At 70.2% G+C, this 20,877-nt stretch carries 18 protein-coding genes; 5 read left to right on the top strand and 13 right to left on the bottom strand.

Annotation, left to right across the window (positions count from 1 at the left end; genetic code table 11):
* Positions 1-127: 127 nt before the first annotated feature.
* On the top strand, positions 128-1,360 hold the full coding sequence (locus AB0J97_RS45775; protein WP_364101991.1) for a flavin-dependent oxidoreductase: 1,233 nt from the start codon (positions 128-130) through the stop codon (positions 1,358-1,360).
* Positions 1,361-1,465: 105 nt separating this feature from the next.
* Positions 1,466-2,335: an ABC transporter ATP-binding protein gene (locus AB0J97_RS45770; protein WP_364101970.1), complete on the top strand. Its 870-nt coding sequence runs from the start codon at positions 1,466-1,468 to the stop codon at positions 2,333-2,335.
* A 61-nt stretch (positions 2,336-2,396) separates the two neighbouring features.
* Here AB0J97_RS45770 and AB0J97_RS45765 read toward each other — a convergent pair whose 3' ends face one another.
* The 6 genes from AB0J97_RS45765 to AB0J97_RS45740 all read right to left on the bottom strand — a co-directional run bounded on the left by AB0J97_RS45765 (position 2,397) and on the right by AB0J97_RS45740 (position 10,056).
* A complete protein-coding gene (locus AB0J97_RS45765) occupies positions 2,397-2,927 on the bottom strand; it encodes an ATP/GTP-binding protein (RefSeq protein WP_364101967.1) in 531 nt (176 codons plus the stop codon).
* Positions 2,928-2,955: 28 nt separating this feature from the next.
* Positions 2,956-3,360, bottom strand: a complete 405-nt coding sequence (locus AB0J97_RS45760; protein WP_055507219.1) for a DUF742 domain-containing protein — start codon at positions 3,358-3,360, stop codon at positions 2,956-2,958.
* Between the two features lie 19 nt (positions 3,361-3,379).
* Positions 3,380-3,793, bottom strand: coding sequence for a roadblock/LC7 domain-containing protein (locus tag AB0J97_RS45755; protein ID WP_201760494.1), 414 nt, complete (start codon positions 3,791-3,793; stop codon positions 3,380-3,382).
* A 5-nt stretch (positions 3,794-3,798) separates the two neighbouring features.
* Positions 3,799-7,044, bottom strand: a complete 3,246-nt coding sequence (locus tag AB0J97_RS45750) for a nitrate- and nitrite sensing domain-containing protein (protein WP_357695372.1) — start codon at positions 7,042-7,044, stop codon at positions 3,799-3,801.
* 252 nt (positions 7,045-7,296) lie between these two features.
* The gene (locus tag AB0J97_RS45745) at positions 7,297-8,694 is read right to left on the bottom strand and encodes an aminobutyraldehyde dehydrogenase (RefSeq protein WP_364101964.1); all 1,398 of its coding nucleotides are present in this window, start codon (positions 8,692-8,694) and stop codon (positions 7,297-7,299) included.
* Positions 8,695-8,712: 18 nt separating this feature from the next.
* Positions 8,713-10,056 carry a glycosyltransferase gene (locus tag AB0J97_RS45740; RefSeq protein ID WP_364101961.1) on the bottom strand — a complete coding sequence of 448 codons (1,344 nt, stop codon included), beginning with the start codon at positions 10,054-10,056 and terminating at the stop codon, positions 8,713-8,715.
* 128 nt (positions 10,057-10,184) lie between these two features.
* Between AB0J97_RS45740 and AB0J97_RS45735 the strand changes: the two genes are divergently transcribed.
* Complete coding sequence (locus AB0J97_RS45735) at positions 10,185-10,790, top strand: TetR family transcriptional regulator (RefSeq protein WP_357695366.1); 606 nt, start codon at positions 10,185-10,187, stop codon at positions 10,788-10,790.
* On the opposite strand, the gene AB0J97_RS45730 is transcribed toward AB0J97_RS45735, so the two are convergent.
* The 4 genes from AB0J97_RS45730 to AB0J97_RS45715 form a co-directional block, all read right to left on the bottom strand.
* Complete coding sequence (locus tag AB0J97_RS45730; RefSeq protein ID WP_364101957.1) at positions 10,784-11,833, bottom strand: ABC transporter ATP-binding protein; 1,050 nt, start codon at positions 11,831-11,833, stop codon at positions 10,784-10,786. The two genes, AB0J97_RS45735 and AB0J97_RS45730, sit on opposite strands and share 7 nt — an antisense overlap.
* Positions 11,820-12,626 (bottom strand): ABC transporter permease, encoded by an 807-nt coding sequence (locus AB0J97_RS45725; RefSeq protein ID WP_357695362.1) that lies wholly within the window; start codon positions 12,624-12,626, stop codon positions 11,820-11,822. Before AB0J97_RS45725 ends, AB0J97_RS45730 begins: the two co-directional genes overlap by 14 nt.
* A complete protein-coding gene (locus tag AB0J97_RS45720; RefSeq protein ID WP_364101953.1) occupies positions 12,619-13,377 on the bottom strand; it encodes an ABC transporter permease in 759 nt (252 codons plus the stop codon). The genes AB0J97_RS45725 and AB0J97_RS45720 overlap by 8 nt, the downstream gene beginning before the upstream one ends.
* Before the next feature lie 107 nt (positions 13,378-13,484).
* A complete protein-coding gene (locus AB0J97_RS45715) occupies positions 13,485-14,606 on the bottom strand; it encodes a spermidine/putrescine ABC transporter substrate-binding protein (protein ID WP_357695358.1) in 1,122 nt (373 codons plus the stop codon).
* Between the two features lie 594 nt (positions 14,607-15,200).
* Here AB0J97_RS45715 and AB0J97_RS45710 point away from each other — a divergent pair.
* Both AB0J97_RS45710 and AB0J97_RS45705 read left to right on the top strand, forming a co-directional pair.
* Positions 15,201-16,322 carry a hypothetical protein gene (locus AB0J97_RS45710; protein WP_364101950.1) on the top strand — a complete coding sequence of 374 codons (1,122 nt, stop codon included), beginning with the start codon at positions 15,201-15,203 and terminating at the stop codon, positions 16,320-16,322.
* Positions 16,319-17,278 carry an SIS domain-containing protein gene (locus AB0J97_RS45705; protein ID WP_364101947.1) on the top strand — a complete coding sequence of 320 codons (960 nt, stop codon included), beginning with the start codon at positions 16,319-16,321 and terminating at the stop codon, positions 17,276-17,278. Before AB0J97_RS45710 ends, AB0J97_RS45705 begins: the two co-directional genes overlap by 4 nt.
* A 9-nt stretch (positions 17,279-17,287) precedes the next feature.
* On the opposite strand, the gene AB0J97_RS45700 is transcribed toward AB0J97_RS45705, so the two are convergent.
* The 3 genes from AB0J97_RS45700 to AB0J97_RS45690 are packed head-to-tail and all read right to left on the bottom strand — an operon-like array spanning position 17,288 to position 20,817.
* A complete protein-coding gene (locus tag AB0J97_RS45700; RefSeq protein WP_364101944.1) occupies positions 17,288-17,656 on the bottom strand; it encodes a DUF742 domain-containing protein in 369 nt (122 codons plus the stop codon).
* A 12-nt stretch (positions 17,657-17,668) separates the two neighbouring features.
* On the bottom strand, positions 17,669-18,091 hold the full coding sequence (locus AB0J97_RS45695; protein WP_352321436.1) for a roadblock/LC7 domain-containing protein: 423 nt from the start codon (positions 18,089-18,091) through the stop codon (positions 17,669-17,671).
* Positions 18,091-20,817, bottom strand: coding sequence for a nitrate- and nitrite sensing domain-containing protein (locus AB0J97_RS45690; protein WP_364101941.1), 2,727 nt, complete (start codon positions 20,815-20,817; stop codon positions 18,091-18,093). The genes AB0J97_RS45695 and AB0J97_RS45690 overlap by 1 nt, the downstream gene beginning before the upstream one ends.
* Between the last annotated feature and the right edge of the window lie 60 nt (positions 20,818-20,877).

The following is a 20,877-nucleotide window of genomic DNA, read 5'->3' as shown; positions in this document are numbered from 1 at the left end:
AGATAGGAACGAGATTAGTGGGACAAACCTGTTCTTCAGCCTGCAAAGAGAGAGAAACTTAGCGTCATGTTCCCCGTCAGGGGACACGGGTGATCGGATCGAGACCACTGGGGGCGACGTGCGGACGATGGTCGTGGGCGGCGGCATCGGCGGGCTCACCACGGCGCTCAGCCTGGCGGCGGCCGGGCTGGAGTGCGTGGTCGTGGAAGCGGCCGCCGCGCTGAGGCCGCTCGGCGTCGGGATCAACCTGCAACCGCACGCCGTACGGGAGCTGACCGAGCTCGGGCTGGCCGGCGAGCTGGCCACGCTGGGCGTGGAGACGAGCTTCATGACCTTCGCCGACCGGCACGGCAACGTGATCCTGGCGCTGCCGCGCGGCCGGTCGGCCGGCTACCGCTGGCCGCAGTACAGCATCCACCGGGGCGAGTTGCAGATGGCGCTGCTGGCCGCGGTCGAGGAACGGGTCGGCCCGGTGCGGACGGGCGTCCGCCTGGAGGGCTTCGAACAGGACGGCAAGGAGGTCCTCGTCCGGCTCCGGCAGGGCGGCGAGCTCCTGGAGGAACGGGTGGACGTGCTCGTCGGCGCGGACGGCGTGCAGTCCACGGTACGGGCGCTGCTGCACCCGTCGGGCGATCCCCTGCTGTGGGCGGGCATCCGGATGTGGCGCGGGGTGGCCGAGACCGATCCCGTCCTGGACGGCGCCACGGTGCTCGTGGGCGGCTCCAACCGGGCCGGAAAGCTCGTGACGTATCACATCTCGGCCGGAAATCCCCGGCTGGTCAACTGGGTGGCCGAGGTCAAGGTGGCCGAGCCAGGCGTCGTCGCGGAGGCCGACTGGTCGCGCGAGGGCCGGCTGGAGGAGGTGTCCGCCCACTTCGCGGACTGGCGGTACCGTCCGGTGGACGTCCAGGGGTTGTTGTCGGGCTCGGCCCGCATCCTGGAGTACCCGATGGTGGACCGGGATCCGCTGCCCGTCTGGGGCGAGGGCCGGGTGACGCTGCTGGGCGACGCCGCCCACCCCATGTACCCGATCGGCTCGAACGGCGGCTCGCAGGCCGTGCTCGACGCGCGGGTGCTGGCCCGGTGCCTGGCGACGTCCGGCGACCCGGCCACGGCGCTCAAGGCGTACGAGGAGGAACGGCGTCCGCCCACGTCGGCGCTGGTGCTGGCCCATCGGGCGCTGCCGATCGAGGATACGATCGCGCTGGTGACCGAACGCGCGCCCGACGGGTTCGCCGACATCGCCGACGTGCTGACGGAGGCCGAGCTGGCCGCCATGGCCGGGGCGCAGCGGCGCATCTCCGACGCCGACGTCCGGGCGCTGAACGAGCGGGGGTCGTGGAGCGTGGGCATCCCATGACAGCCGTGAAGACTCAAGGGTAAGATCCGACACCGAAGAGCCATACCGACATTTCCGGCTTCCCGAGTCGGTCCTCCGCTCGGGGCCTCGCCCCCTAGGACATCCATGCTCGAGATAGAGAACCTCTCCCACGTCTACGGCGGCGGTGGCCCCAACGCTCACCACGCCATCGAAGGGCTGAACCTGAGCGTCGCCGCGGGCGAGCTGCTGTGCATCGTCGGGCCGTCGGGCGCCGGGAAGTCCACCCTGCTGCGCTCCATCGCCGGGCTGATCAGGCCGACGGGCGGGGAGGTCAGGGTCGAGGGCGAGCTCGTGCGGCAGACGCCGGACAACCTGGCGGTGGTCTTCCAGGACTACAGCCGCTCGCTGTTCCCGTGGATGTCGGTGGCCGACAACGTGGCCCTGCCGCTGCGCCGCCGGGGCATGGACAAGCGGCAGCGCCGCGAGGCCGCCCAGGAGGCGCTGGAGTCGGTCGGGCTCCAGGGCGCCGAGAAGAAGTACCCGTTCCAGCTCTCGGGCGGCATGCAGCAGCGGGTGGCGATCGCGCGGGCGCTGGCCTACCGGCCCTCGCTCATGCTCATGGACGAGCCGTTCGGCTCGGTCGACGCCCAGACCCGCGAAGACCTCGAAGACCTGGTGCTGAAGGTGCGCGGCCACCACCAGATGACGATCGTGCTCATCACGCACGACATCGACGAGAGCGTCTACGTCGGCGACCGCGTCGTGGTGTTGTCGAAGGCGCCCGCTCGCGTGGTCGGCGACCTCAAGGTCGACCTGCCCGGCCCGCGCGACCAGATCACCACCCGCGAGCACCCTGACTTCGTCCACCTGCGCGCCGAGGTCGGCCGCCTGGTGCGCGGCCACGCCACCGCCGCCGACCCTGTCGCCGAGCCCGCCGCCGAGTCCACTTCCGACCCGGACGCCGAGCCCACTTCCGAGCCCGCCGCCGAGTCCACTTCCGACTCCGTCGCCTGAGCCCGCCGCCCGGCCGTCCGGGGCGCGCGCGGATCGATGGGCGCGCGCCCGGGGCTCACGTCTATACCGGCGTGTGCGAGTGGCGGGTGAGCGCGTGCTCCACCAGCGTGATCAGGGTGGATTTCACCGTGTCGCGCTGACGGGCGTCGAGGCGGATGATCGGGATGTGCCCGCCGACGGACAGGGCCTCCCGGATCTCGTCCTCCGCGTGGGCGAACTGACCGTCCCAGCCGTTGATGCCGATCACGAAGGGCAGCTTGGCCTCTTCGAAGTAGTCGATCGCGGGGAAACTGTCCGCGAGACGGCGCGTGTCCACCAGGACGACGGCGCCGATCGCACCGCGCACGAGGTCGTCCCACATGAACCAGAAGCGGTGCTGTCCGGGGGTGCCGAACAGATAAAGGATCAGATCGCGATCCAGCGACACACGTCCGAAGTCCATCGCCACGGTGGTGGTCGTCTTGTTCGGCGTGAGCGAGACGTCGTCGACGTGTGCCGATGCGTCCGTCATGACCGCTTCCGTGGTGAGCGGCAGGATCTCCGAGACCGCTCCCACGAACGTCGTCTTCCCCACGCCGAAGCCCCCGGCCACGACGATCTTCGTCGAGGTCAGACCGGGGCTAGAGCCTGCGAAGTCCACTGAGCACCCTTTCGAGCAAGTTGAGGTCCGGCTTTCCCGCGTCCAGCGCAGGCTGGTGCACGCGGATCAGGCCCTCCGACGCCATGTCGGCGATCAGCACCCGGACCACACCAAGGGGCTGGCGTAAAAGGGCGGAGATCTCGGCAACCGACCGGACGTTCCGGGTCAGCTGAATGATCGCCTGATACTCCGGACTCAGTAGGGAAATGTCTTGGTATTCCGACGTCACGGAGGACACCAAAGCCTCCATGGCGAACTTCATCCGCGGCGCGGTGCGCCCCCCGGTCACGGCATAGGGCCGTACCAGGGAGCTCGGCTTCTGCGGACGAGGGGCCGCCGGATGCGGCGGAGTGCTATCACCAGCCCAACCCTGACCTGACACCATGATCTCCTGTCACCGCCCGCTAGCGGGGGCGGGCCGCTTGCAGCTCAGCGCGTACGGCCGGGGTGAGCACCTGACCTGCCCGCTCGACCAGCAGCGTCATCTGGTACGCCACGAGGCCCATGTCACAGTCGGGAGCCGCGAGGACGGCCAGACAGGACCCGTCGCTGATGGACATGATCATCAAGAGCCCGCGCTGCATCTCGATGACGGTCTGGGTCACCATGCCGCCCTCGAAGACCCGCGCGGCGCCCTGCGTCAAACTGATCACACCCGAGGCGACCGCGGCGAGCTGGTCGGCCCGGTCCTTGGGGAAACCCTCCGAGAAGGCCAGCGGCAGGCCGTCGGACGACACCACGACGGTGTGCGCGACGCCTGGCACGTTGTTCACGAAGTCGGTGATCAGCCAGCTGATGCCACGCGCTCCCTGGCTCATCTCTCTCATTTGTCCTCCTCATTCTCTTCTCCGCGGGTGAACGCGCGGCCTTGCCGCACTCCCTGCTGGAAGCTGGAGAGCCTGCTGCGCAACCGCTCGGGCGAGATCTGCGGCGGCGGTGACGTGGGCTGCGGCTCGGCGAGACTGGCCGTACCGGGCACGAGGTTGGCCTTGGGCACGCGGCGCGGCAGGCCCGAGGCCGTGATGCCGGACTGGGCGGGCTGCGCCGCGGCCTGGGCCGCCTGGAAACCCGAGTCGGCGGGCGAGGACCACGACGCGCCGGCGCCGGACTGGCCGGGCTTGCGCTGCGGCAGCCCGGACCGGCCGGTCGCCGGGGCGGCGGGCGGCGCCGCGGGCGGCGCGGACGCCGGGGGCTCGGCGGGCACAGCCGGGTGCACGGCGGTGATCTCGTGCTCGGACTCCTGGTCCTGGCGCAGCTGCTCGGGGTCGGGCCTGCGGAACCAGTCCGAGCCGACGGACGAGAAGATCGGCAGGAACTCCTCGCCCTGCTCCTCCAGGGGCGAGGTGCGCACCACGGGGAGCGGGCCGGTCATGTCCTGCGAGGAGTAGTCGCCCTGGCCGAACGGGCCGAAAGCGCCCGGACTGCTCTGCTCGTACTGGTCGGCGGGCTTGGGCTCCTCCGCGCCGAACCCCTGGAGGTCGCCGAACGCCGAGCGGTAGGGCTCCTCGCCGTACGGCGGGGGGCTCGGCCGGTCGACCGACTCGAACAGGGACCGCCGCGGCTCCTCGCCGAAGGCCGACTGGCCGAGCGAGGTGTCCCCGAAGGACGGCGAGCCGAAGGAGGACCAGCGGGGCTCCTCCTTCCCGGCCTGCGGCGGCTCGGTGGCGAAGGACGGCCAGCGGGGCTCGTCGTCCTGCATCGGCGGCGGCTGCTCGGCGAAGGAGGGCCAGCGCTGCTCGCCCCACGGGGACTGGGCCTGCGGCTGCGGCTCGGGCTGGGCCGCCGGCGGCTCCTCCGCGAAGAACGGCTTGGGCTCGTCGGAGTAGAACGGCTTGGGCTCGTCGGCGAAGAAGGGCTTGGGCTCGTCGCCGAAGGACGGCTTGGGGTCCTCGGCGAACGAGGGCCAGCGCGGCTCGTCCCGGCCGGGCTCCTCGCCGAAGGATCCCCAGCGGGTCTCCTCCTGCGCGGACTCGTCGGCGAAGGACGGCCAGTTGCCGGTGCCCGGCGCGGGCAGCGAGCCCGGCCACTGCGTGTCCAGCACCCGGTCGGCCGAGGCCGGCGCGGAGGCGTGGCCGCCGTTCTGGCTCGCCTCGTCGGGCTGGGCGGGCACGCCGAACTGGCTCGGGTCGAACGTGGTGAACGCCTCGTACTGGCTGCCGGCCTGCTGCGGCATGCCCGCGCCCCCGCTGATGAGCATGTCGGGCATCATCACCAGCGCGCTCAGGCCGCCGGTCTCCCGCATGCTGAGCTGGACGCGGATGCCGTGGCGCAGCGCCAGGCGGCCGACCACGAACAGGCCCATGCGGCGGGAGACGCCGACGTCCACGACGGGCGGGTTGGCCAGGCGCCAGTTGGCCTCGGCGAGCTCTTCGGGGCTCATGCCGATGCCCAGGTCGTTGATGGAGATCATGACGCCGCCGTCGGCGGCCACGCTGCTGACCTCGACCTTGCTCTCGCGGGGCGAGAAGGAGATCGCGTTCTCGATCAGCTCGGCGAGCAGGTGGACGGCGTCGGTGACGGCCGGGCCGACGATCAGCGTGCCGGACGGGATCTTGATCTGGACCCGCTCGTAGTTCTCGACCTCCGACAGCGAGGCGCGGGCGATGTCGACCAGCGGCACCGGCTCGCTCCACTTGCGCGCGGCCTCCTGGCCGGCGAGGACCAGGAGGTTCTCGCTGTTGCGGCGCATGCGGGTGGCCAGGTGGTCGAGGCGGAACAGGTTCGCGAGCCGCTGCTCGTCCTCCTCGCCCTGCTCCAGGCCCTCGATGAGCTGGAGCTGCCGTTCGACCAGCGTCTGGCTGCGGCGGGAGAGGTTGACGAACATGGCGTTGACGTTGGCGCGCAGCTTGGCCTCGTCACCGGCCAGCCGGAGCGCCTCGCGGTGGACCTCGTCGAAGGCCCGGGCCACTTCACCGATCTCGTCACGGGTGTTGACGCCGACCGAGGGCACCTCGGGCACCTGCGCGCCCTCACCGGACTCGCGCAGGATGCGGACGGTCTCGGGCAGCCGGGTGGTGGCCACCTGGAGCGCCTCGGCGCGCAGCCGGCGCAGCGGGCGGACCAGCGAACCGGCCACCCGGGTGGTGATGATCAGGACGAGCAGCAGCAGGACGAGGATGGTCGCGCCGCTGATGATGGCGTTGCGCTGCTCGGTGTCGCTCAGCTCACGGGCCCTGGTCACGATCTTGGTGGCCAGGGAGTCCTCGACCTTGCGCATGGCGTTGCCGGCCAGCGTGGTGCTGTCGTACCAGCGGCTCAGGTCGCGGGCGGAGGTGACGTCGAGGTCCTTGATCTGGTTGTACTCACGGATCTGGGCCAGGGCGCGCTGCCGCATCGCGTCGGCGCGGTCGATGTCCGAGCCGCGCATGCCCTTCTGGTACGCCTTCAGGTCGGCCGGGTCGGCCTCCCGCTCGAAGGCGGCGAGCTCGGCCTGCTGGCGGCTCCACGAGCCGAGCAACTCCGACGGATCGTCGTAGTCGAGCTTACGCTCAAGGAGCGCGATCATGAGAATGGTCTGCTGCCTGGAGACTTCTTCCTTGACCCGCTCCAGCGAGCCGAGGGCGGCCACGTCACCCTGGAGGTCGTCGTCGTTCACGCCGTCGCCCAGGTCGCCCAGGATGCCGGAGAAGACGCCGATCATCGTCGTGTACGTGGTGATCGCGGCTCGCGAGGGCGCGCCGTCGGCCACCATCGACGCCCGGAGGCTGTCGAGGCCGGCCAGCCACCGGCGCATGTTCTCCACGCCCTCGCGGATACGGGCCGAGTGCGCGGCGTCGATGGCGTTCGCCGAGGCCAGCACCCGCTTCTTGGCCGCGTCGACGGCCGCGCGCTGGGTCTTGAGCTGAACGAACCGTCCGGACTTCGACTGGTCGGTGACGTACCACGCGGTGAGCGTGCGTTCCTTGGCCAGCTCGTGGTTGAGTCCGCCGATGCGCTGCACCAGCTCGGCGACCTGGGTCAGCCGGCGGTACTCGGAGCTCGTCCCGATCGCGTTGGCGAGCTGCACACCCGCGAGGAGCACGCCCACGATGGTGGGGATGAGGATCAGCGCGATCAACCTTGAGCGCACACGCCAGTTCCCCAGCCGGAACCTTCCGCCTGTGTACTCCCCTGACCTCGTGTGCCTGGGGTTTTCCGTCCTCACTGACTCTCGCTACCTCTCGCCGGTACGTGCTCGAAAGAAAATCAGACACGCGTGTGGCGCATGGGATTCTGTCCGGCTGGGTAATTGGAACACAGTCCGTACCAGACGGCCAACCGCACATTTCCCACTAAATGCACCCAAAGCGACACTTTGGGCGACATATCGCCGTACACGTTTTCAGGCGGGCCGGAACGAATCCCGCTCCACGGGTGCCGCGTGCTTGACCATCAGGTGACGCGTCACCGAATACTCCTGCACCGCCTCCTGGCTCATGTCCTTACCGAACCCGCTGCCTTTCACGCCGCCGTGCGGCGCCTCGCTGGCGATCGGGAGATGATCGTTCACCCAGGTCACGCCCACGTCCAGCCGGTGGGACACGCGCATCGCCCGCGCGACGTCGCGCGACCACACCGACGAGGCGAGCCCGTACGGGGTGTCGTTGGCCAGCCGGACGGCCTCGTCCTCGCCGTCGAACGGCAGCGCCACAAGGACCGGTCCGAAAAGTTCTCCCTGGACGATCTCGCTCTCCTGTGCGACATCGGTCACAAGCGTGGGCGGGTAGAAGAACCCGGGCCCCTCGACGGGCGCGCCGCCATGCACGATCCGCCCGCCCGAGCGTGAGACGAAGCCGTGCACGCGCTCGCGGTGGGCGGCCGAGATCAGCGGGCCGATGTCCGTCGCCGGGTCCCAGGGGTCGCCCACGGTGATCTCGACGAGCGTCGCCCGGATGGCCTCGACGGCGTCGTCGTAGATCTCGCGGGCCACGTACACGCGGGTGGCCGCGGTGCAGTCCTGGCCGGTGTTGTACGTGGCGCCCATGGCCACGCCGCGGGCCATCTCGGCCAGGTCGGCGTCCTGGAAGACCAGGGCGGGCGCCTTGCCGCCGAGTTCGAGGTGCACCCGCTTGAGCGTGGCCGCCGCGCCGGTCATGACCGCCCGGCCAGTGCCGGTCGAGCCGGTGACGCTCACCATGTCCACGCCCGGGTCGGTCACCAGCGCCTGGCCGACCTCGGCGTCGCCGGTGACCGCCTGGACGAGCCCCTCGGGCGCGCCCGCCTTGGCGAACAGCTCGGCCAGGCGCAGCGTCGTGCGCGGCGTCTGCGGCGCCGGCTTGATGACCACGGCGTTGCCGGCGGCCACGGCCGGGCCGACCTTCCACACCGCCATGACGAACGGGAAGTTCCATGGCGCGATCGACCCCACCACCCCGACGGGCCGGCGCAGCAGCACCGAGGTGTAACCGGCGCTGAACACCCCGGCGCCCGACCCTTCGAGAGAGCGGGCGGCGCCGGCGAAGAAGCGCAGGTTGTCGACGGCGAAGGGCAGCTCGCCGTCCCTGAACACGGCCGCCGGCTTGCCGGTCTCCTCCACCTCCAGCCTGGTCAGCTCCTCGGCGTCGGCCTCCACCAGGTCGGCCAGGCGCAGCAGCAGCCGCTGGCGCTCGGCGGGAGTGGTCTGCGCCCACTCCTCGTACGCGCCCCTGGCGGTCCGGACGGCCGCCGCCACGTCCGCCACCGGCGTGTCCGGGATCTCGGCGCACGGGAGGCCGGTGGCGGGGTTGATCAGTTCACGCATGGAATGTCCTCGAAATCCCTACTGGCCGAGCTGTTCGATCAGGTCGGCGGCCTTGCGCAGGCCGTCACGGCCGCGGATCTCCTCGCCCGCGGCGGCGAGCCTCGCGCGCATCTCGGTGTCGCCGAGCAGGCGCTCCACGGCGCCTGTCAGCTCCTCGTCGGTGAAGGTGTAGGTGGAGAGCCTGACACCGTAGCCCAGTTCGTCCACGCGCTGGGCGTTGTCGTACTGGTCCCAGAACAGCGGGAGCACGATCATCGGCTTGCCGAAGTGCACCGCCTCGGTGGTGGTGTTGTTGCCGCCGTGCGTGATGACCAGGTCGCACAGCGGGATGATCTTCGTCTGCGGCAGGAACTCGGCGCCGTACATGTTGTCGGCGAGCCTGATCTCCTCGTGCAGCGGGCCCTTGGAGACGATGTACTGGTGGCGCGTGCCGGCCAGGATGTCGATCACGCGCTGCATCAGCTCCACGTCGGAGGAGCCGAGCGAGCCGAGCGAGAAGTAGATCAGCGAGCCGTCGTTACGCTCGTGCTCATCGTCGCGCCCGCTTCGCTCCTCGTTGGCTCCTCCGTCGCTCTCTCGTCGCGAGCTCCTGCGCTCGAAGGGCAGCGTGAAGTCCTCGTCGGTCTCGCGCACCGAGGAGTCGAGCCGCTGCCAGCTCGGGCCGAGCGGGCGGGCGTCGGTGTAGTCGAGGATCTCGGGGAAGACGTAGAGGTTCAGGTCGCCCTCGTGGATGAAGTCCAGGTCGGGCAGCGGGGCCGTGCCCTGCTCGACGCACCACGCGTTGAAGGCCGTCCAGATCTCGCGGTGGGTGCGGTCGTACTCGGCGCGGAAGGCGTCCCACTCGGAGCGGTCGTCGGCGGGCAGGCCGGAGAAGACCGGCGCGACGTTCTCGCCGCGCACCTCCAGCGGGTTGCAGGAGACGATGCGGACGAACTTCTTGCCGGCCGTGAGCAGCGCCGGGAACGTGATCACGTTGTCCTCGACGATCACGTCCGGGTTCACGCGCTCGATGATGGCCTTGAGCTGCGGCTCGCAGTACTTGGCGCCGTCGATGAGGGAGTCCCAGATCGGCTTGGTGACGGTGTCGAGCTGCTCCAGCGTGCTCTTGCGGTACTCCGGCGCGGTCTCGCGGATGAAGTCCTTCCAGAACTGACCGGCGTCCTGCTCCTCGGCGTTCTCGGCCGGCGGGGCGAGGTCGACGAGGTCCTCCTCGAAGCCGAGCGCTTCGAGCTTGCCCTTCCAGGAGGATTCGGCGGCGAAGACGACGCGGTGCCCGCGACGACGGAGAATGTCGCCGATGCCGATGCTGTTGTTCGTGGGGCCGTACGCGCTCTCTGGCATGAACAGGATGGTGAGGGACATCGTGAACTCCGGGGGAACTCGTCAAATTGAAGAGGAATTCAAATACTCATCTAGCGTGAAGCGCAAGTTAAGTGCACTATGGTCACGGCCGATCTGAATGGTGACCAAACGCACGGGGGGTGGTGGTCGTGGCCCAGCGCAAAAGCCGTAGTGACCGGCGCATCGACTTGATCGAGGCCGCGCGCCGAGCCATCATCCGTCATGGAATCGACGGAGTACAGCTCTCGCACGTCGCCGAGGAGGCCGGCCTGACCTCCGGAGCCGTGCTCTACCACTACCCCGACCTGGGCGAACTCCTGGTCGAGGCGCAGCACGCGGGCATGGAACGTTTCTACGAGCTGCGCATGCGCCGCCTGGCCGACTTCACCGACCCGGTCGAGAAGCTGGTCGTCACGATCCGGTCGGGGTTGCCGACCGGGCCGCTCGACCCCGACGTGCGACTGCTCAACGAGCTGGGCGGCGCCGCGGGCCGGCACCGGGTCTACGGCGTGCTGCTCACGTCGCTGTACGACCGCCAGGTGTCGATGTACCAGGCGATCCTGGACACGGGGGCCGCGCTCGGGGTCTTCCGGCTGACGGCCGACTCCGTGACCGTCGCGCGCAACCTGGTGGCCCTGGAGGATGCCTACGGCTACCGCATCACCGCCCGCCACCCGCTGATCGGGCCCGACGAGGCGGCCGAGCTGATCCTGTCGTACGCGCGGGCGGCGACGGGCAACGACCTGGCTCATTGATCGACCGTCATGATGACGGCGTCCTGGGTCTCCCAGCGCACCTTCACCTTGGCGCCGGGCTGCACCGTGCTCGCTCCCTGAACGGCGGCGAGCACGGGTTTGGCCCGTCCCGGCACGTCCACGGAGATGTGTGAGACGCCGCCGTAGAAGCTGACGTCCAGGACGCTGCCCTTCAGGCCCCTGGCCGCGTTCTCGTCGGCCAGCTCGATCTTCTCGGGACGGACCGCGAGCAGCGCCTTGGTGTCGGCGGCGAGCTCGTCGAGCGGCGTTCCGGCCAGCATGCCGAACTCGTCGCTCTTGATCCCGTCCAGGCCGGTGTAGACGCCCTCGAAGAGGTTGTTCGCCCCGACGAAGTCGGCCACGAACGGCGAGCGCGGGCGCTCGTACAGGGCGACGGGGGCGTCCACCTGGCGCACGGTGCCGCTGTCGAAGACCGCGATGCGGTCGGCCAGCGACATGGCCTCCTCCTGGTCGTGCGTGACGACCACGAAGGTGATGCCGACCTCGTGCTGGAGCCGCTTGAGCTCCAGCTGCATGTCCGCGCGGACCTTCTTGTCCAGGGCCGACAGCGGCTCGTCGAGCAGCAGCAGACGCGGCCGCTTGACGATGGAACGCGCCAGCGCGACCCGCTGCCGCTGTCCGCCGGACAGCTGGGCGGGCTTGCGCGAGGCGTGCGCCGACAGGCCCACGGTCTCCAGCACCTCGCCGACGCGCTGCTTGATCTCCGCCCGGGGCAGCTTCTCGCGCTCCAGGCCGTAGGCCACGTTCTTGGCCACGGTCATGTGCGGGAACAGCGCGTACGACTGGAACATGAGGCTGATCGGCCGCCGGTTGGGCTGCTTGGCCAGCAGGTCCTCGTCGTCGAGCGTGACCGTGCCGGCGTCGGGCGACTCGAACCCGGCGATGATGCGCAGCAAAGTGGTCTTCCCGCAGCCGGACGGCCCGAGCAGGGCGAAGAACTCGCCCTGCTCGATCTCCAGCGAGACGTCGTCGAGCGCGGTGACGTCGCCGAACCTGCGGGTGATCCCGTCAATCCTGAGCACGCGATCTCCCGATCTTGGTCATCCGCTGCCCGGCGATCACTGCCGTGAAGCTCACGAGGAGCAGGATCGCGGCCAGCGCGTTGATCTTCGGGGTCACCCCGAAACGAACCATTGAGTAGATGACGATCGGCAGCGTCGGCTCGGCGTTGCCGATCGTGAAGAAGGCGATCACGAACTCGTCCAGCGACAGCGTGAACGCCAGCAGCGCCCCGGCGACGATCCCGGGCAGGAGCTGCGGCAGCGTGATCTTCATGAACGTGACCACCGGCCCGGCCCCCAGGTCGCGCGAGGCCTCCTCCAGCGAGGGGTCGGCGCCGGTGAGCCGGGTGCGCACCACGGCCGCGACGAACGCCATGGAGAACAGGGCGTGCGCGAGGGTCACCGTGGGCAGCCCGAGCGCGAACTGGGCGTCCCACTGGGCCAGGAAGTTGTTGATCAGGGCGTACAGGACCAGCAGGCCGATCCCGAGCACCAGGTCGGGCAGCACGGCCGGCATGAGCGCGACCGCGTCGAGGATCTTGGACCTGGTGTACCGGGCCAGGCCGACGGCCAGCAGCGTGCCGAGCACGGTGGCGATCGCCGTCGAGCCCAGGGCCACGATCAGCGTGTTGACCAGGCTGTCCCGGACCTTCTCGTCGGCGGCCAGCTCGCCGTACCACTTCAGGCTGAAGCCCTCGAAGGTGTAGGCCGACTTGCCGGAGTTGAAGGACATGACGACCAGGACGATGATCGGCACGTACATGAAGACGTAGGTCGCCCAGAAGGGCACGTACAGCAGCTTGGGCCTACGCACGGCGGGCCGCCCACGCCTGGACGAGCAGCAGCAGGACCAGCAGGGCGATCAGCGCCAGCACCAGCGCCGAGCCGAACGGCCAGTCGCGCGCGGTCAGGAACTGGTTGCGGATCAGGTTGCCCACCATGATCGACTTGCTGCCGCCGAGCATCTCGGGGATGACGAAGTTGCCGAAGCTCGGCACGAACACGAACATCGCCCCGGTCAGCGCGCCGGGCAGCGTGAGCGGCAGCGTCACCTTCCTGAACGTGGTGAACGCCGAGGCCCCGAGGTTCGCCGACGCCTCGCGCAGTTGCGGGTCGAGCTTCTCGATCGAGGAGTACAGCGGCAGCACCATGAGCGGCAGGTACGAGTAGAGCAGGCCGACGACGATCGTGCCCTGGGTGTAGAGCAGCTCCAGCTTCGTGCCCAGCAGGGAGTTGATCAGCCCCGGGCCGCTGAGCATGATGATCCACGCGTAGACGCGGATGATGAAGTTCGTCCAGAAGGGCAGCACGATCGCCACCAGGGCGATCGTCTTCCACTTCGGCGGGAGCTGGGCGATCAGGTACGCCGTCGGGTAGCCGAGCAGCAACGCGATCAGCGTGGCGATCGCCGCCATCTTCAGCGAGTCGCCGACGACCCCCAGGTAGAGGGAGTCGAACAGGCGCTGGAAGTTCTCCAGCGTGAACTCGTAGAAGATGCCGCCGAAGCGCCCCCGCTGGAAGACCGTGTAGCTGAGCACCAGCCCCAGCGGCACGAGGAGGAGCACGACCAGGTACGTCAGACCTGGCGAAAGGAAAACGAACGCGCCCAGCCGGCGACCCCGCTTACGGGACACCGGCCGGGCCTTGACCTCGGATCTCACTGCACCAACGACTATCCGGCCGTGACTTCCTGCGACAGGCGGCTGAACTTGGTCGACGCCTGCCCCAGGTCGATGATCGACTCACCGTTGAGCAGCTCCGCCGGCTTGATGTCCAGCAGCGAGCCCTTGGCGATGGTCACCTTGTCCATGGCGGCCTTGTTGGGGACCTTGTAGTTGATGTTCTCGGCCGCCCAGCGGTGGATCTCCGGGTCGAGGATCATGTTGATGAAGGCGTGGGCCGCCTCCTTGTTCTTGGAGGACTTCATGATCACCATGGTGTCCACCCAGAGGTCGCTGCCCTCCTTCGGCACCACGAACTTGATGTTCTGCTTCTCGTCCGTGGTGGGGCACCAGCCGTCCCACGCCTCGACCATGATCGCCTCGCCGGACTTCAGCTTGTCGCCGAAGGTGGTGTCGTCATAGGAGAGCAGGTGCGGCTTCTGCGAGACCAGGAGCTCCTTGGCCTTGGCGATCTCCTCGTCCTTCTCGGTGTTGACCGAGTAGCCGAGCGACTTGAGCGCGGGCAGGACCAGCCAGCGCTCGGTGGTCATCATGGTGACCTTCTTCTCGGCCCAGGACGCGGGCTTGAGGATGTCGTTCCAGCTCGTCGGCGGCGTCTTCACCAGGTCGCTGCGGTAGCAGATGCCGGTGGTGCCCCAGGTGTAGGGCACCGAGTACTTGTTGCCCTTGTCGTAGGAGAGCTGGGTGGCCTCGGGGTAGAGATTGGCCAGGTTGGGGATCAGCTCGGCGTGGATGGGCTCCAGCAGGCCCTGGGCGTTGAGCGCCTGGGCGTACTGACCGGACACGAACGCGACGTCGATGCCGCTGTCGCCGGAGGCGGTCAGCTTGGCCATCGCCAGCTCGTTGGTGTCGTGGTTGGTGATCGCCATCTCTTTGACCTTGAGCTGCTGCTTGACCTTCTCGGGCAGCTCCTCGGGCGTGTAACCCGGCCAGACCGTCACCTTGAGCGACTGCTTGGTCAGGTCGGCGTTGGGCTGGAGCTGCTCTGCCTTGGCCGCGGTCGTGCCGTCTGAGCTGGTCGACGACTCACCGCCGCACGCCGCGACGGCTAGCGCGAGGCCGGCCACCGCCACGGCGGCCGGAAGACGACGGGTGAACCGGTTACGGGACACGGCCGCTACTCCTTCTGGTGCTGAGGATTGAGGGGTCGCGCGACCTTACTGGACACGGCAGACCAGAGCAGGAGTGTTGCAGCAGAAATCAACATGAGCAAGACTTTTCCCGACATTGCTACCAGGAAGTTTGATCAGAGTGTTGAATCTGGATTCAATAACGGAGTCGCCTCATCCCGGTCCGTGAGGGGCCTCTCACCTCGCGTACGGACCGCCTTTGGGCCGCGCTCTTCGCGCCATCTCTCCCAGCCGTAATCTAGCGGTTCGGGAGCGTGCGGTACCTGGCGGGGGCTCAGGAATCGGGCGAAGGATCAGGATCTGCCCAGGGCGGGATGAGGGGCGCCGCCGGGCCGGGCCGGTCCGATCGACTTCGCCGCCACGGTCCCCGTCGGACCGGTCGGGACGAGCCGTCCGCCCGCAGGCGCCCTCCTCCGGAAATCCGGAGTGACCACCTCGATCAGGACAGTACCCTCCTGCCTGGCGAGGCGGCATTTGCGCTAATGCGATGACCCGCTCCGATTACCGGCGGCCGGACCAAGTTGCAGCCGATATCAACATGAGCGAGACTTCCTACCCACACGTCGATCGGGAACCATGGGCAATCTGTTGAACTGGGATTCAATTGCGCGTCGGCTCGCTGCCCTCGCGGAGGAGCCCGTCTCCGACCGGGACCACGGCCTGTCCACGAGCCTCCTGCGCGCGCTGGCGCACGACCCGCCGTCCCCGTTCGCCGTCCGCCGGTTCCATGACCTTCCCGCCCTCGCGGCGACGGCCGCCGAGCGCGGTTTCGGGCCGCACGTCGACCAGACCAACCACTCGGTCGTGGTGGACGAGCGGGTGGTCGTGAAGTGGCTGACCCCGCCGGTCCCGCTCCCCCACCCGACGCCCGAGATCTTCGCCCATCTCGTCGAGGTCGGCTTCGCCGGCACCGCGCCTCCCTACCTGGCCCTGACCCGCGCGTCGGACGCCGGCGAGGAACTGCTGGCGCTGGTGACGGGCTACCTGCCCGAGGCGCGCGACGGCTGGGAGTGGTGCGTGGACGAGGCCGAGTCGGGCGGCACGGAGTTCGCCGGCGAGCTCGGCCGCCTGGCCGCCGACCTGCACGTGGCGCTGGCCACCCTGCCCGGCGGTTCGTCCGGGCGGCAGGCGGACCCGGCGGCGCGCGCCGCGGACGCGCTGGCCGAGGCCCTGGCCCTCACCGACGGCGCCGACGGCGAGTGGCTGGCCGCGCGGGCCGCCGATCTGGCCCGCGAGCTGGAGCCGCTGCGGGCGGGCGTCACGGGCCCGTCGATCAGGATCCACGGCGACCTGCACGTGGGCCAGATCCTGCGGTGGCGCGACGGGTACGCCGTGATCGACTTCGACGGCAACCCCACCGTGGCCGACACCGCCGCCCGTCAGCCGGCCGCCAGGGACGTCGCCCAGCTCACCACCAGCCTGGAGCACGTGGCCCAGGTCGCGATCGTCCGCCGGGGCACCCCGTCCGCCCACGCCGCGGCCTGGGCGGCGAAGGCCCGCGCCGGCCTGCTGGCCGCCTACCGCCGCCGCCTGTCCGACAAGGGCCGGCCCGACCTCCTGGACGAGACGCTGCTGCGCCCGTTCGAGGTCGAGCAGGAGTGCCGCGAGCTGATCTACGCCGCCCGCCACCTGCCCCGCTGGCGCTACGCCCCCATGGGCGTGCTGCGCACCTGGTACCCCGAGGAGAACCTGCCGTGAATTCCGAGCTCTACCTGGCCGACCTGGAGGCCAAGCCCGCCGCCCTGGCCGCCCTCGCCGACGGGCTGCGCGCGGCCGACCCCTTCGCCGGGCTGCCGGAAGGGGTGCGCCGGGTGCTGTTCCTCGGCATGGGCAGCTCCCGGTACGCCGCCGGGGTGGCGGCCCTGCGCCTGCGCGCGGCCGGCGTGGACGCCTACGCCGACTACGCCTCGGCCGCGGCGACCTACCCGGCCGGTCCCGGCACGCTGGTCGTGCCGATCTCGGCCACCGGCGGCAGCCGCGAGACCCTCGACGCGCTCGCCCGCTACGCCGGGGGCCCGTCGTACGTGGCCGCGATCACCAACGTGCCCGGCTCGCCCGTCACCGAGGCGGCCGACCTGGTGGTCCCCATGAGCGCGGGCGAGGAGCGCGGCGGCGTGGCCTGCCGGACGTTCCAGCACACGCTGGCCCTGCTGCTGGCGCTCGAAGCCCGCCTCACCGGAACCGGACGCGACCTGCCCGCACTGCTCGACCGGGCCGCGGAGTCCACCGGCGACCTGCTGGACCGCCGCGACGACTGGCTCCCGCCGACCCTGGAGCTGCTCGACGGCCCCGACGGCGTCTACACGATCGCCCCGGCCGAGCGGCTGTCGTCGGCCGAGCAGTCGGCGCTGATGCTCCGCGAAGGCCCGCGCCGCGCGGCCGACGCCTGCGAGGCGGGCGACTGGTCGCACGTGGACGTCTACCTCACCAAGACCCTCGACTACCGGGCGCTGCTCTTCCCCGGCTCCCGCTACGACGGGCAGGCCATGGACTGGGTGCGCGAGCGCGGCTCCACGGTGATCTCCGTGGGCGGCGAGGTGAAGGACGCCGCGGCGGCGATCCGCTACGCGCACGACGACGACCCCGACGTGGCGCTGCTCACCGAGACGCTGGTGGCCGAACTGGTGGCCGCGCACTGGTGGAACGCCCAGTAGACACGGGCGTCAGAGGCGGCGGAGCCCGCTCAGGACCCTTTCGAGCAGCCTCCTGTCCGGCAGGCCGGCCTCAAGCTGCGGCTGGTAGATCTTGACCAGCCCGTCGGCCTCCATGTCGGCGACCAGCACCCGCGCGACGCCGAGCGGGACGGCCAGCAGCGCGGAGATCTCGGCCACCGAGCGCACCTGGCGGCACAGCTCGCTGATGGCGCGAAACTCGCGGGTGTAGGTCATGCCGAGCCGCGCGGAGGTCGCCGACGAGACCAGCGCCTCCATGGCCAGGCCGGTGCGTGGCGCCGTCCTGCCGCCGGTGACGGCGTACATGCGCACCAGCGAGCTGCGCTCGGGCTCCGGCTCACGGTCATGCCACGATGCCAACGTCCACTCCCATCACCAGGGGCGCGCGGATGACAACTCCGCCCGTACGGCAGGGGTCAGCACCTGCCCCGTGCGTTCCACCAGAATCGTCATCTGGTACGCCACCAGGCCCATGTCACAGTCGGGCGCGGCCAGTACCGCCAGGCACGAGCCGTCGCTGATGGACATCACCAGCAGCAGCCCGCGTTCCATCTCCACCAGGGTCTGGGTGACGCCGCCGCCCTCGAAGACCCGCGCCGACCCCTGCGTGAGGCTGACCAGCCCGGCCGCGATGGCGGCGAGCTGGTCGGCCCGGTCCTTGGGGAAGCCGCGGGAGAAGGCCATCGGCAGCCCGTCGGCGGAGACGACCACGGCGTGGGCCACGCCGGGCACCTCCTCGACGAACGCGCTCACCAGCCAGTTGATGTCCCTGGCCCCCTGGCTCAGCTCCTTCATCAGTCCTCCTCTAGCTCGGCGCGGCCCTTGCGCACGCCCTGCTGGTAGCTGGCCAGCCTGTTGCGCAGCCGGTCAGGGGACAGCGGAGGAACTGGTGCGGGCGGCGGCTGGGGGACAGCGGTGCCCGGCACCAGATTCGCTCGCGGCGTGCGCCTGGGCAAGCCGGAGTTCGTGGTGCCGCTCCTGGCGGGCTCGGCGGTCGTGTTCGCCGCCTGCCAGCCCTGGTCGGCGGGCGATGACCAGGACGGGTCCCGCCGGTCGGCGGTCGGCGCGGCCTTGCTGAACCAGCTGCTCTCCTCGACCGAGGCGAAGATCGGCAGGAACTCGTTCGTGGCCGCCGGCTCGGCCGGTTCGGGGCCCGTGGCGAACGACGGGTACGACGTGCCCTGCGCGTCCGGCTGCGGCAGCTCGACCGAGTGCGTCGCGGTCGAGGTGAACCACGACGACTCCGACGCCGCCCCGGACGGGGACGGCGACGACTCGGCCGGCGACGCGGACGGGAACGGCATGGCGTCGAACGACGGGTGCCCGTAGGCGGGCATCGGGGCCGTGGGCGGCGCATACGGCTCGGGACTCTGGAAGGGCTCCGCGCTCTGGAAGGGCTCGGCGCTGTGGAAGGACTCCGCGCTCTGGAAGGGCTCGGCATTGTGGAAGGGTTCGGCCCGTCCGCGCTCCGGCCGTCCCGCGCCCGTCATGGCGGCCTGGACGCCGCCGGCCATCGAGCCGTGCGCCGCCATCGAGCCGTGCAGGGGCCCGGCCGTCGCGCCCGGGACGGCGGTGAGCAGCATCTCCGGGATCAGCACCATCGCGGTCAGGCCGCCGATGTCCTGGCGGCGGAGCTGCACCTTGATGCTGTGCCGCAGCGCGAGCCGCCCGACCACGAACAGGCCCATCCGCCGCGACACGGACACGTCCACCACCGGCGGGTTGGCCAGCCGCCAGTTGGCCTCGGCCAGCTCCTCGGGGGTCATGCCGATGCCGTTGTCGGTCACCGAGACCATCAGCCCGCCGCCGTCGATGCGGCTGCTGGAGATGATCACCTTGGTGTCCCTGGAGGAGAAGGAGACCGAGTTCTCGACCAGCTCGGCCAGCAGGTGCACCACGTCGGTGACGGCCTGACCGGCGATGGCGACGTCCGACTGCACCTGGACGCTGACCCGGTCGTAGCTCTCGACCTCGCCGAGCGCCGCGCGCACGATGTCCATGAGCTCGACCGGCTCGCTCCACTTGCGCGCGGCCTCCTGGCCGGCCAGGACCAGCAGGTTCTCACTGTTGCGGCGCATGCGGGTGGCCAGGTGGTCGAGCTTGAACAGGTCGCCCAGGCGCTCGTCGTCGCGCTCGCCGCGCTCCAGGCGCTCGATCAGGGTGAGCTGCCGTTCGACCAGGGTCTGGCTGCGCCGCGACAGGTTGACGAACATGGCGTTGACGTTGGAGCGCAGCCGCGCCTCGTCGCCCGCCAGCCGCACGGCCTCGCGGTGCACCTCGTCGAAGGCGCGGGCGACCTCGCCCACCTCGTCCTTGGAGAAGATGCCGATGGGCGGCACCTCGGCGTTGACCGCGCCGTCGCGCGACTCGCGCAGATGCTGGACGAAGTCCGGCAGCCGGTGCCCGGCGATCTCCAGCGCCTCGCCGCGCAGCCTGCGCAGCGGCCGGACCAGCGACCTGGCCACGCCGGTGGTGATCAGCAGGACGGCGACGAGCAACGCGAGCACCGCGCCCGCGATGACCAGCGCCCGCTGCTGCTCCTCGCCGCTGAGCGTACGGCTGCGCGCCACGATCCCGGCGGCCTGACGCTGCTCGACCGTGCGCATGGAGTCCACGACGACGTTGGAGGCGTCGAACCACTCCTTCGCGTCGTCGCGCTTGGCCAGGTCCAGCCCGCGCAGCGGCAGCGAGGCCGACGCCCTGATGAGCACGAGCTCGCGCAGGAACAGCATGCGGTCGGCGCTGCGGCCGTTCACGGTCTCGTCGAAGAAGCGGCGCTCGTCGGCGGTGGCCTCTGCGGCGAAGCCCTGGCGCTCGGCGTTCTCGCTGGACAGTTCGCCGAGGAAGCGCTTGAGCTGGTCCTGGCCGAAGGCGCCCTCGACGAGGACGGTGGTCAGCAGCGCCTGCTGGTAGGAGACGCTCTCCTTCGCCCGGGCCAGGCCGTCCAGCATGCGGGTCTGGCGGAACAGCTCGTCGTCGGAGCTGCCCTTGATGAGTTCGGTGTGGATGGAGAGCAGCTCGTTGATCACCGTCGTGTAGAGGTCGACGGCGGGGCCGGGGAGCAGGTTGGCGTCCAGGGCCTGCTGACGCAGCGAGGTCAGGTCGTCCAGGCGGCTGAGCATGTTCTCGATCTGGTCGGCGGTACGGCCCTCGACGTCGGCGAGGATCTGCTGGGCGGTGCCGCGTACCTCTTTGATGGCGACGTCCACCTGGTCCATCTGGGACTGGACGGCGCCGATCCCGACGACGGGCCGATTCCTGGCGATGTACCAGGCGGTCTTGGCCCGCTCGCCGGCGAGCTGGTGGGTCAGGTCGCCCACCTGCTCCGAGAGCATGGCTAATCGGTTCGTCCGGTCGTAGTCGGCGGCGGCGCCCGTCGAGGACAGCACCTGGACGCCGCCCAGCAGCACGGCGGCGGCCGTCGGCACCAGGATGAGGGCGACCAGGCGCGCACGTACGCGCCAATTGCGCAGGCGCCAGTTGCCTTCGGCGGCCTGCCTCTCGCCCAGCTGTGTTGTCACCGAACGCACCTCGCCCGAATCGGCGTATTTGTCAGGGCTGTGCCCCTTGAGAGAAATCAG

The sequence above is a fragment of the Nonomuraea sp. NPDC049607 genome, assembly GCF_040675375.1.
GTDB lineage: Bacteria > Actinomycetota > Actinomycetes > Streptosporangiales > Streptosporangiaceae > Nonomuraea.
The sequence above is the reverse complement of the archived record's forward strand: the minus strand, read 5'-3'. Positions and strand labels throughout refer to the sequence as shown.